The 12,353-nt window shown below is 33.5% G+C and carries 13 protein-coding genes; 11 read left to right on the forward strand and 2 right to left on the reverse strand.

The window, feature by feature from the left end:
* Positions 1 to 74 precede the first annotated feature (74 nt).
* The 3 genes from CM54_RS01575 to CM54_RS01585 are packed head-to-tail and all read left to right on the forward strand — an operon-like array spanning position 75 to position 2,622.
* Positions 75 to 1,100, forward strand: coding sequence for a methionine ABC transporter ATP-binding protein (locus CM54_RS01575; RefSeq protein WP_002433504.1), 1,026 nt, complete (start codon positions 75 to 77; stop codon positions 1,098 to 1,100).
* On the forward strand, positions 1,093 to 1,788 hold the full coding sequence (locus CM54_RS01580) for a methionine ABC transporter permease (RefSeq protein WP_002433122.1): 696 nt from the start codon (positions 1,093 to 1,095) through the stop codon (positions 1,786 to 1,788). Before CM54_RS01575 ends, CM54_RS01580 begins: the two co-directional genes overlap by 8 nt.
* A 21-nt stretch (positions 1,789 to 1,809) precedes the next feature.
* Positions 1,810 to 2,622: a MetQ/NlpA family ABC transporter substrate-binding protein gene (locus CM54_RS01585; RefSeq protein ID WP_037548507.1), complete on the forward strand. Its 813-nt coding sequence runs from the start codon at positions 1,810 to 1,812 to the stop codon at positions 2,620 to 2,622.
* Between the two features lie 57 nt (positions 2,623 to 2,679).
* Here the strand turns inward: CM54_RS01585 and CM54_RS12720 are convergent, their stop codons facing one another.
* Positions 2,680 to 2,835: a hypothetical protein gene (locus CM54_RS12720; protein WP_002433227.1), complete on the reverse strand. Its 156-nt coding sequence runs from the start codon at positions 2,833 to 2,835 to the stop codon at positions 2,680 to 2,682.
* A 163-nt stretch (positions 2,836 to 2,998) separates the two neighbouring features.
* On the opposite strand from CM54_RS12720, the gene CM54_RS01590 reads away from it, so the two are divergent.
* On the forward strand, positions 2,999 to 3,187 hold the full coding sequence (locus tag CM54_RS01590; RefSeq protein ID WP_002433364.1) for a CsbD family protein: 189 nt from the start codon (positions 2,999 to 3,001) through the stop codon (positions 3,185 to 3,187).
* Positions 3,188 to 3,265: 78 nt separating this feature from the next.
* On the opposite strand, the gene CM54_RS01595 is transcribed toward CM54_RS01590, so the two are convergent.
* Positions 3,266 to 4,123, reverse strand: coding sequence for a DUF368 domain-containing protein (locus CM54_RS01595; protein ID WP_037548509.1), 858 nt, complete (start codon positions 4,121 to 4,123; stop codon positions 3,266 to 3,268).
* Positions 4,124 to 4,446: 323 nt separating this feature from the next.
* Between CM54_RS01595 and sufC the strand changes: the two genes are divergently transcribed.
* The 7 genes from sufC (at position 4,447) to CM54_RS01630 (ending at position 12,304) form a co-directional block, all read left to right on the forward strand.
* On the forward strand, positions 4,447 to 5,208 hold the full coding sequence (sufC, locus tag CM54_RS01600; RefSeq protein WP_002433436.1) for a Fe-S cluster assembly ATPase SufC: 762 nt from the start codon (positions 4,447 to 4,449) through the stop codon (positions 5,206 to 5,208).
* Between the two features lie 99 nt (positions 5,209 to 5,307).
* The gene (gene sufD, locus CM54_RS01605; RefSeq protein WP_037548511.1) at positions 5,308 to 6,615 is read left to right on the forward strand and encodes a Fe-S cluster assembly protein SufD; all 1,308 of its coding nucleotides are present in this window, start codon (positions 5,308 to 5,310) and stop codon (positions 6,613 to 6,615) included.
* Positions 6,616 to 6,681: 66 nt separating this feature from the next.
* The gene (locus CM54_RS01610; RefSeq protein WP_176605627.1) at positions 6,682 to 7,932 is read left to right on the forward strand and encodes a cysteine desulfurase; all 1,251 of its coding nucleotides are present in this window, start codon (positions 6,682 to 6,684) and stop codon (positions 7,930 to 7,932) included.
* Complete coding sequence (gene sufU, locus CM54_RS01615; protein WP_023350625.1) at positions 7,922 to 8,386, forward strand: Fe-S cluster assembly sulfur transfer protein SufU; 465 nt, start codon at positions 7,922 to 7,924, stop codon at positions 8,384 to 8,386. The genes CM54_RS01610 and sufU overlap by 11 nt, the downstream gene beginning before the upstream one ends.
* 215 nt (positions 8,387 to 8,601) lie before the next feature.
* Positions 8,602 to 9,999 (forward strand): Fe-S cluster assembly protein SufB, encoded by a 1,398-nt coding sequence (gene sufB / locus CM54_RS01620; protein WP_002433495.1) that lies wholly within the window; start codon positions 8,602 to 8,604, stop codon positions 9,997 to 9,999.
* Positions 10,000 to 10,186: 187 nt separating this feature from the next.
* Positions 10,187 to 11,221: a hemolysin family protein gene (locus tag CM54_RS01625; RefSeq protein ID WP_037548513.1), complete on the forward strand. Its 1,035-nt coding sequence runs from the start codon at positions 10,187 to 10,189 to the stop codon at positions 11,219 to 11,221.
* Positions 11,222 to 11,236: 15 nt separating this feature from the next.
* A complete protein-coding gene (locus tag CM54_RS01630) occupies positions 11,237 to 12,304 on the forward strand; it encodes an NAD(P)H-dependent flavin oxidoreductase (RefSeq protein ID WP_037549790.1) in 1,068 nt (355 codons plus the stop codon).
* Positions 12,305 to 12,353: the final 49 nt, after the last annotated feature.

The following is a 12,353-nucleotide window of genomic DNA, read 5'->3' on the forward strand; positions in this document are numbered from 1 at the left end:
AATGCTTTCTCAACTCTCTATAAGTTGAGAAAGCATTTTTTAATTTATATATGCAATTTAAGGAGGCTATTAACGTGATTGAGTTAAATCAAATAGTTAAACGATATCATACTAAGAACAAAGATGTTCTTGCAGTTGATCACGTTGATTTAAATATTGAATCAGGCTCAATTTTTGGCGTTATTGGTTTCTCTGGTGCTGGTAAAAGTACACTAATTAGAATGTTCAACAACTTGGAATCTCCAACTTCAGGAGATGTAATAATTGACGGGGACAATATTAGTAAATTATCTAAATCAGAGCTACGAAAAAAACGACAAAAAGTAAGTATGATTTTCCAACATTTCAACTTATTATGGTCAAGAACCGTTTTAAAAAATATCACATTTCCGCTTGAAATCGCAGGAGTCCCAAGTGGTAAAGCGAAGCAAAAAGCACTTGAATTAGTAGAATTGGTAGGTTTGAAAGGACGAGAAAGTGCTTATCCATCAGAGTTATCTGGAGGACAAAAACAAAGAGTAGGTATTGCTAGAGCATTAGCAAATGATCCTGATGTTTTACTTTGTGATGAAGCTACGAGTGCTTTAGACCCTCAAACAACTGACGAAATTTTGGACCTATTACTTAAAGTAAGAGAACAGCAAAATCTTACTATCGTTTTAATTACTCATGAAATGCACGTAATTAGACGTATATGTGATGAAGTTGCTGTAATGGAAAGCGGTAAAGTAATAGAGCAAGGTAAAGTAAGTGAAGTGTTTGAGAATCCTCAACACGCGGTTACAAAACGCTTTGTTAAAGACGATTTAAATGATGATTTTGAAGATTCTTTAGATGAATTAGAACCATTAGCGAGTGACTCTTACATAGTGAGATTGAACTTTACTGGTGATAATGCAACTGAACCTATTGTTTCGTATATCACGAAAACACATAATATTGACGTTAATATTCTGGAAGCTGACATCAAGAATACTAGAAATGGTTCTATAGGATTCTTAGTGATTCATATTCCACACATTAATAATGATAGCTTTGAACATTTTAAAAATGATCTTCATGAGCAACATGTGAATGTGGAGGTGTTGAGACATGGGTAAGTCTTATGGCGAAATTTTTCATGAAATGTTTACAATGCCTAATGTTCAATGGCCAGATGTATGGCAAGCTATTTTAGAAACGCTGTATATGACAATTGTTTCTACTATTTTTGCCTTTATATTTGGTTTGATTTTAGGTGTGTTACTTTTCCTATCTGCGAAGAGTCATTCACCAGCAGCTCGAATTTTCTATACAATTGTCTCATTTATAGTGAACTTATTTAGAGCCATTCCGTTCATTATTTTAATTTTATTACTCATACCATTTACGAGTGTCATCTTAGGTACTATTAGTGGACCGACAGGAGCATTACCTGCACTTATAATTGGTGCAGCTCCATTCTATGCTCGTTTAGTAGAAATTGCATTTAAAGAAATTGATAAAGGTGTAATTGAAGCGGCTTGGTCAATGGGAGCTAACACATGGACTGTTGTACGCAAAGTACTACTTCCTGAAGCGATGCCAGCTTTAGTCTCAGGTATTACTGTAACCGCTATTGCTTTAGTTGGTTCAACTGCCATAGCAGGTGTAATCGGGGCAGGTGGTTTAGGTAACTTAGCATACTTAACAGGATTTACTAGGAATCAAAATGATGTCATATTAGTTTCAACTGTATTCATTTTAATTATTGTATTTATAATTCAATTCCTTGGGGATTGGCTTACAAATAAAATTGATAAACGCTAAAGAAAAGGGGAAAAACGTTCAATGAAAAAAATTTTAGGTATTATTTTAGTTTTGGCATTAACAGTTGCTTTAGCTGCTTGTGGTAGCGGTGGTGACAAAGAGAAAACAATCACAGTAGGTGCTTCTCCAGCCCCTCACGCTGAAATTTTAGAAAAAGCTAAACCATTACTTGAGAAAAAAGGTTATGACTTAAAGATTAAAACAATTAACGATTACACTACACCTAATAAATTATTAGATAAAGGTGAAATCGACGCAAACTTCTTCCAACATACACCATACTTGAAAACTGAAAGTAAAGAAAAAGGATACAAAATTGAATCTGCTGGAGATGTAGAATTAGAACCTATGGCAGTTTACTCTAAAAAATATAAAAGTTTGAAAGATTTACCTAAAGGTGCAACGGTCTACGTTCCAAATAATCCTGCTGAACAAGGACGTTTCTTAAAATTCTTTGTGGATGAAGGCTTAATTAAACTTAAAAAAGGCGTTAAGATTGAAGACGCTAAATTTAGTGATATCGAAGAGAATAAAAAAGATATCAAATTTAATAACAAACAATCAGCCGAATACTTACCAAAAATTTACCAAAATCAAAAAGCTGATGCAGTCATCATCAATTCTAACTACGCAATTGACCAAAAATTAAGTCCTAAAAAAGACTCAATTGCCTTAGAGAAAGCCAAAGATAATCCTTATGCTAACTTAATTGCAGTTAAAAAAGGACATAAAGATGATAAGAAAATTAAAGCTTTAATGGAAGTTCTTCAATCTAAAGAAATCAGAGATTATATCGATAAAAAATATGATGGTGCAGTCGTACCAGCTAAGTAACACAAAAGATCACTTTCTTAACGCATATGTTAAGAGAGTGATCTTTTTATTTAAATTTTATACTACTCTATAAAGAATACCTACACCGAGACCACCGTATCCCATTTGATAATCAAATTTTAAGACTTCTATATTTGGATTTTGTTCTAAAAAACGATTAACTTTCTTATTAAGTCCACCTTCAGTCATAGATGTAATATTGACAAATTTCATAACTACACTCCTTAAAAAGCTTTTGGTAATTTTAGTATATGAAAATCACTGTATAAAGCAATCCTTTAAAATAAAAAATTAAGCTATTATCATTACATTGATGTTTATTCTAGATTTTAGAGGGTATAAATTATAAAGATAAAGTCATAAGGAGGAAATTACAATGGCTGAAGATAATAAATTTGAACAAGCTAAAGGTAATATTAAAGAAACAGTAGGTAACGCTACAGATAATAAAAATTTAGAACAAGAAGGCAAAGAAGATAAAACTTCAGGTAAAGCTAAAGAAGTTGTTGATAACGCTAAAGAAAAAGCTAACGATGTAATTGATAAATTTAAAGGCGACAAATAAATTTGTCTCGTTACTTTTAAAAAGCCCTCAGGTACAGAATCGTACGTGAGGGCTTTATTGTGTTAAAAATATTAAAATTTATTGATTATCTGATTTTGCTGTAATTAGTCCTAAGGTAAAACTAACAATAAAGCCTATAATTATTGTTAAAAATGAGATTATCCAAACTAGGCCATTTTCAGGGAAGCCTGGGAAAACGGCATAAATTGAACCAATTACAAATCCTATAATCAATGCGAACGTCATCGTTGTGTGATGGTGCAGGAAGTACTGAATCATACGGCTAGACAGCATAAATCCTGTCAAAATACCTAATCCAACGATGATTAAAATAGGTAATGCTGTGAAATTTAAGTTCACTAGCTCAGAGATTGAAAACATTACCGTCCCATAGGCACCAAATACTAATAACATAAAAGATCCAGAGATTCCGGGTAATAACATTGCACTTGAGGCGAACATACCAGCTATAAAATATTTAATAATAAGACCTAAAGATAAAGTTAATGTTTCGCCAGAATGTTTATCAGCATTATTAAGAAGTGTAATGATGACCAAAATAATAATTCCAATTAAAATCATTAGATAGTGCTTGGTTTTAAAGGTTTGTTTAAAGTTAGAAGTTTTTAGTAAATATGGAATGATTCCAATAATCAATCCTGTGAAAAAGAACATAGTTGGAATTTCGTGATAGCTTAATAAATAGTTGAATAAGTTGCTTAATAAAGCGATGGCTAAACCCATTCCTAATAAAATAGGAAGTAAAAATTTAAAACTCGGCCAAAAACGTTTCGAGAACAGTCCGCTTACAGAACTAATAAAATCATCATAGATACCTAGCAGTAAAGCTATTGTTCCACCACTTACACCAGGAATTAAATCACTTGTACCCATGCCAAAACCTTTAAGAATATTCGTCCATTTGAAGTTGTTCATGAATGGCTCCTTTCATTTAAGATTTAAAGGTTAAACTGCATAATATCACAAAATTCAAATTTTAGGGAAACAAACCCTTTATTTTGTCTAAAAATTGGCTATTGAGAAATTGAGCTTATCTTTATCATTTAATGAAATTTTACGAGTTAAATAAAAATAATTTTATTTAAAGAATTAATCTAAATAAAAGGTTTAAAAAGTTTATATTAGTGCTTAAGTGCGTTATAATAAAGAGAATTGAAATTCACTAAGTCTTTTTGACTACAGATTAAAATTATTATAAACTAGTTAAGAAAACTTTATATTTTACGGAGGGAATATAAATGTCATCAACATTAGAAATCAAAGACCTACATGTGTCTATTGAGGATAAAGAAATTTTAAAAGGTGTAAACTTAACTGTTAATACAGGAGAAATACACGCAATTATGGGCCCTAACGGCACTGGTAAATCAACATTATCATCTGCAATCATGGGACACCCTAGTTATGAAGTGACACAAGGGGAAGTATTATTAGACGGCGTTAATATTTTAGAATTAGAAGTTGATGAAAGAGCTAAAGCAGGTTTATTCCTAGCAATGCAATATCCTTCAGAAATCACTGGTGTTACAAATGCTGATTTCATGCGTTCTGCTATTAATGCTAAACGTGAAGAAGGACAAGAAATTAATTTAATGCAATTTATCAAGAAATTGGATAAAGAGATGGATTTCTTAGATATTGATCAAGATATGGCTCAACGTTACTTAAACGAAGGTTTCTCTGGTGGGGAGAAAAAACGTAACGAAATTCTACAATTAATGATGTTAGAACCGAAATTCGCTATTCTAGATGAAATTGATTCTGGTTTAGATATTGATGCTTTAAAAGTTGTATCTAAAGGAATTAATCAAATGCGTGGTGAAGACTTTGGTGCATTAATGATTACGCACTATCAACGTTTATTAAACTATATCACACCTGATAAAGTGCATGTTATGTATGGTGGTAAAGTAGTTAAATCTGGTGGCCCAGAGCTAGCTAAACGCCTTGAAGAAGAAGGTTATGAATGGGTTAAAGAAGAATTTGGTGCAGCTGAATAGTCGTCAATAGGACTTTTTACAATGAGATGTTCACTTTTAAAGATGAAAATGAACATACTAAGCAAATTATATTTCATCAAGTAGGAGGCAAAGAAAGTTATGACAACTGAAACTTTGAACATTTCTGAAGAACAACTTGTTGATTATTCAAAAGCGCACAATGAACCTTCTTGGATGACAGAATTACGTAAAAAAGCGTTGAAATTAACAGAAACTTTAGAAATGCCAAAACCTGATAAAACAAAATTACGAAAATGGAATTTTGATACATTTAAACAACATGAAACAAAAGGCAGTGCATATGAAAACCTTAGCGAATTACCAGAATCAGTAAAACAAATTATCGATGTTGAAAACTCTGAAAATTTAGTGATTCAACACAATAACGATTTAGCTTATAGTCAAGTGTCAGACCAAGCTAAAAAAGATGGTGTCATTATTGAAGGTTTATCAAAAGCATTGGTGAATCACAGTGAATTAGTTCAAAAATACTTCATGACTAAAGCTGTAGATATTGATGAACATCGTTTAACAGCGCTACACACTGCATTAATGAATGGTGGTATATTTGTATATGTACCTAAGAATGTTGTAGTTGAACATCCAATTCAATACGTTGTACTTCATGACGACGATAATGCAAGTTTCTATAATCACGTTATTCTTGTTACTGAAGAAAGTGCAGAAGTAACTTATGTAGAGAATTATTTATCTAATGCAAATGGTGAAGATAATCAAATTAATATTGTTTCAGAAGTGATTGCAGGAGCTAATTCTAATGTCACTTATGGCTCTGTAGATTACTTAGATAAAGGTTTTACCGGTCACATTATTCGTCGCGGTACAACTGAAGCAGATGCCTCTATTAATTGGGCATTAGGGTTAATGAATGAAGGTAGTCAAATTATTGATAATACTACTAACTTAATTGGTGATCGTTCAACAAGTGAATTGAAATCAGTTGTAGTTGGTACAGGTGACCAAAAAATTAATTTAACATCTAAAATTGTTCAGTATGGTAAAGAAACTGACGGTTATATCTTAAAACATGGCGTAATGACAGAAAATGCATCTTCAGTATTTAATGGTATTGGTTATATTAAACACGGCGGTACTAAATCTATCGCTAATCAAGAATCTCGTGTACTAATGCTATCTGAAAATGCACGTGGTGACGCTAACCCTATCTTATTAATTGATGAAGACGATGTTGAAGCAGGTCACGCTGCGTCAGTAGGTCGAGTTGACCCTGAGCAACTTTATTACTTAATGAGCCGCGGTATTTCAAGAACTGAAGCTGAACGTTTAGTTATACATGGTTTCTTAGACCCAGTAGTTCGTGAATTACCAATTGAAGACGTTAAACGTCAATTAAGAGAAGTTATTGAACGTAAAGTTTCTAAATAAATCTTTAATTTAAATTTTCAAAAATTATTAACCCAATAAAACGAGATTTTTAATTATAGAAAGGTCGTGAATATAGTGGCCGAAAAAGCTTTTAATGTAAACAATGTCATTAAAGATTTCCCGATTCTTGAACAACAAGTTAACGGAAAGCGCTTAGCGTATCTTGATTCAACTGCTACAAGTCAAACGCCTGTTCAAGTGTTAAATGTATTAGATGATTATTATAGACGTTATAACTCTAACGTCCACCGTGGTGTTCACACTTTAGGATCACTAGCAACAGATGGTTATGAAAGTGCTCGTGAAACTGTTCGTCGATTTATTAATGCTAAATATTTTGAAGAAATTATTTTCACTAGAGGGACAACTGCATCAATCAATATTGTTGCACGTAGTTATGGTGACGCTAACGTCGAAGAAGGCGATGAAATAGTTGTGACTGAGATGGAACATCACGCGAATATTGTTCCATGGCAGCAATTAGCTAAGCGTAAAAATGCATCACTAAAATTTATCCCAATGACTGATGAAGGCGAACTTAGAGTAGATGACATTAAAGAAACAATAAATGAAAAAACTAAGATTGTAGCTATTGCACATGTATCAAACGTCTTAGGTACAATTAATGATGTTAAAACGATTGCAGACATCGCACATGAACATGGTGCTATTATTAGTGTTGATGGCGCTCAAGCTGCACCACATATGGCCTTGGATATGCAAGATATTGATGCTGATTTTTATAGTTTTAGTGGACATAAGATGTTAGGACCTACAGGTATTGGTGTTTTATATGGTAAACGTCAATTACTTAAAGATATGGAACCTGTAGAATTCGGTGGAGATATGATTGATTTTGTTAGTAAATACGATGCTACTTGGGCCGATTTACCAACGAAATTTGAAGCTGGAACACCTCTTATTGCACAAGCAATTGGTTTAGGTGAAGCGATTCGTTACATTGAAGACCTTGGCTTTGATGCTATACACAAGCATGAGAAAGAGCTGACTGAGTATGCATACGATCAAATGTCTGCAATTGAAGGTTTAGAAATATATGGACCACCTAAAGATCGTCGAGCAGGTGTGATTACTTTCAATCTTTCAGATATTCACCCTCATGATGTTGCGACAGCAGTTGATACTGAAGGTGTGGCTGTCCGAGCTGGACATCACTGTGCACAACCACTAATGAAATGGCTTAATGTATCCTCAACTGCACGAGCAAGTTTCTATGTTTACAACACTAAAGAGGATATTGATCAGTTAGTTCAAGCATTGAAACAAACGAAGGAGTTTTTCTCTTATGAATTTTAATAATTTAGATCAACTATATCGATCTGTAATTATGGATCATTATAAGAACCCTAGAAATAAAGGTGTTTTAGATAACGGCTCAATGACAGTGGATATGAATAACCCTACATGTGGTGACCGTATTCGTCTAACATTCGATATTCATGACGGTATAATTAATGATGCAAAGTTCGAAGGAGAAGGTTGCTCAATTTCTATGTCAAGTGCATCAATGATGACAGAAGCGGTAAAAGGTCATTCTCTTGCTGAAGCTATGCAAATGAGCCAAGAATTCACTAAGATGATGCTCGGTGAAGACTATGAAATTACGGAAGAGATGGGTGACATTGAAGCATTACAAGGTGTATCTCAATTCCCAGCACGTATCAAATGTGCAACTCTTGCTTGGAAAGCTTTAGAAAAAGGTACAGTTGAAAAAGAAGGTAAAGCAGAAGGTACAACTGAAGAAGAATAATTAATTATTAATATCTTCTTCAGTGTGTTTTAAAATGAATCGGGTAAACTTAAATTATAGCAACTATGTAGTCTTTAGATGACTACAGTATGTTGTTATAATATATATTACAACTTTAAAGAATAGTCATTTTTAAGTATTACACTTTTAACTATATAAATTAAAAATCTCATGCGCACGTTGTTTATTAATTATCAATTCAAGGAGTGATTAAAATGGCTAAAAAAGCACCTGATGTTGGAGATTATAAATATGGTTTCCACGATGAGGATGTGTCCATTTTCAGATCAGAGCGAGGTTTAACAGAAAATATCGTTACTGAAATTTCTAAGATGAAAGAAGAACCGCAATGGATGTTAGATTTCCGTCTTAAAGCATTGAAATTATTCTATAAAATGCCTATGCCACAATGGGGCGGAGACTTATCAGAATTAGACTTTGATGATATTACTTATTATGTTAAACCATCAGAGCATACAGAACGTTCTTGGGATGAAGTCCCTGAAGAAATTAAACGTACGTTTGATAAATTAGGTATTCCTGAAGCTGAACAAAAATATTTAGCTGGTGTATCTGCACAATATGAATCAGAAGTTGTTTATCACAACATGGAGAAAGAATTAGAAGAAAAAGGAATTATCTTCAAAGATACTGATAGTGCATTACGCGAAAATGAAGATTTATTCAGAGAATACTTTGCATCTGTTGTACCTGCTGCAGATAATAAATTCGCGGCATTAAATTCAGCAGTATGGTCAGGTGGATCATTTATCTATGTACCGAAAAACGTTAAATTAGATACACCTTTACAAGCATACTTCCGTATTAACTCTGAAAATATGGGTCAATTTGAGCGTACTTTAATTATTGCGGATGAAGGTGCATCAGTAAACTATGTTGAAGGTTGTACTGCACCAGTTTATTCAACAAGCTCATTACATTCGGCTGTTGTTGAGATTATAGTGCATAAAGATGCGCATGTTCGTTACACAACTATTCAAAACTGGGCAAACAATGTCTATAACTTAGTTACTAAACGTACTTTTGTTCATGAAAATGGTAACATGGAATGGGTAGACGGTAACTTAGGTTCTAAGTTAACAATGAAATACCCTAACTGTGTATTACTAGGTGAAGGTGCTAAAGGTAGTACATTATCAATTGCTTTCGCTGGTAAAGGTCAAGTTCAAGATGCCGGTGCTAAAATGATTCATAAAGCTCCTAATACATCTTCAACTATCGTTTCTAAATCCATCTCTAAAAATGGTGGTAAAGTTATTTATCGTGGTATCGTTCACTTCGGACGCAAAGCTAAAGGTGCACGTTCAAATATTGAATGTGATACGTTAATCTTAGATAATGAATCTACGTCTGATACAATTCCATATAATGAAGTATTTAATGACAATATTTCATTAGAACACGAAGCTAAAGTGTCTAAAGTGTCAGAAGAACAATTATTCTATCTTATGAGTCGTGGTATTTCTGAAGAAGAAGCCACTGAAATGATTGTTATGGGCTTCATTGAACCATTCACTAAAGAATTACCAATGGAATATGCAGTAGAAATGAACCGATTAATCAAATTCGAAATGGAAGGTTCAATCGGCTAATTATACACTAAAGTTACGAATTTAATAATTTAGAATATTAAACCTGTCATCAACCTTATATCAGAGTTGTTGGCAGGTTATTTATTTGATTCATTTATTGTCATAGTGGTTTATCGTTTCGAATGTTTATTTCTTGGGAAATAGTGTATAAAAGTTCACAATGATTATTTTATAAGGAGAATACATCATGATTGTCTCGATTATCATTTTATTTTTAGTTTCGTTTTTCTTCTCTGGAAGTGAAACGGCATTAACTGCTGCTAATCGTACTAAGTTTCAAACTGCTGCGAAGAATGGTGACAGAAAAGCTAAAGGACTTTCAAAATTATTAGATAAACCCAATGAATTTATTACGACTATTCTTATAGTTAATAACGTAGCAAATATTATTTTACCCATTCTAGTAGCTATTTTAGCTATTCGAAAGGGAGTCAATATTGTCGTTGCTTCTGTAATTATAATCATATTAATTATTTTAATTTCAGAGGTTATTCCGAAATCAATTGCTGCGACATTTCCAGATCAAATTTCACGTTTGGTTTATCCAATTATCAATATTTTAGTAATTATTTTAAAGCCTATCACATTCGTATTGAATAAAATGACAGACGGTATTAATCATTTGTTTTCTCGAGGAAAACCTGTGGAAAAGCGTTTTTCAAAAGAAGAAATACGTACATTATTAAATATTGCAGGACGAGAAGGTGCATTTAATGAAGTTGAAAATGCACGTTTACAAAATGTGATGGACTTTGAAAAATTAAAGATAACTGATGTAGATACAACACCACGCGTGAAGGTAGTGGCATTTTCAAAAGAAGTCACTTATGATGAAGCATATGAAACAGTTATGAATGAACCTTATACAAGGTATCCGGTGTATGATGAAGATATTGATGATATTATCGGTGTATTTCATTCAAAATATTTATTAGCATGGAGTAAGCATAAAGACGATAAAATTAAGAATTATGCATCGAGTCCACTATTTGTAAACGAGCACAATCGAGCGGAATGGGTGCTTCGTAAAATGACTGTGACGCGTAAGCATTTAGCGATTGTGTTGGATGAATATGGTGGTACCGATGCGATCGTGTCACATGAAGACTTAATTGAAGAATTACTGGGCATGGAAATTGAGGATGAAATGGATCAAGAAGAAGAAGAAAAATTAAAAAATCAAAGACTTCCTCAAAGTATGAAAGGCCGACAACTTTATTAAGAAGGGTGAAACATGATGTGGAATGAAAATGGAATGACGAAAGTATTGGGCATACAATATCCTATCATTCAAGCAGGAATGGCTGGTAGTACGACGCCTCACCTAGTCTCTACTATAAGTGAACGTGGTGGTTTAGGCACAATTGGTGCAGGTTATTTTAATGCTGAAAAGTTGGAAAATGAAATTTTAGAAGTGCAACGATTGACTGATAAACCTTTTGGCGTGAATCTCTTTGTTCCTAGTAAAAATCGTTATCTACCAGACCAAATTAATCATATGAATGCTTGGTTGAAACCATATAGGCGTGCATTTAATTTAGAGGAACCTGTTGTCAACGTCACAGAGGATATACAGTTTAAACAAGCGATTGATTTAATTATTAAGTATCGTGTGCCTGTATGTTGTTTCACATTCGGTATTCCTGATGAAGAAACAATTCAAAAACTTAAAGAAGCAAATGTCACTTTAGTCGGTACAGCTACAAGTGTTGATGAAGCAATTGAAAATGAGCGTTCAGGAATGGATATCATTGTCGCACAAGGCAGTGAAGCAGGTGGACACAGGGGTTCATTTCTCAATCATGGCGATGATGAACCTATGATAGGAACAATGTCGCTTGTACCTCAAGTGGTAGATAATGTGACGGTACCGGTTGTTGCTGCAGGCGGAATTATGGACGGTAGAGGTTTGCTTGCGAGCATGATGCTTGGCGCACAAGGTGTGCAAATGGGTACAGCATTCCTGATTTCTGATGAAAGTGCTGCGAGTGATTTATTAAAAAATGCTATTCTAGGAAGCAAGGAAACAGACACTGTAGTTACTAAAGTATTTAGTGGTAAATATGCACGAGGGATTCATAATGAGTTTATTGATGAAATGAATCAGTTTGATGGCGAAATTCCTGATTATCCAATTCAAAATCAACTGACTAATAGTATCAGAAAAGCTGCAGCTCAAGATGGTAATAGAGAACTTACACATATGTGGAGTGGACAATCTCCACGTCTTGCTAAGAAAATGCATGCTGCAATGATAATGGATAGAGTCATATCGCAAGTGAATAAGAAATTACAACTTATATAGATATAGTTCAATTAAGAGAGGGAAAGCATCCGTTGATAATAACGGAGTA

This window comes from Staphylococcus sp. TE8 (genome assembly GCF_000692055.1).
Taxonomy (GTDB): Bacteria; Bacillota; Bacilli; order Staphylococcales; family Staphylococcaceae; genus Staphylococcus; species Staphylococcus capitis.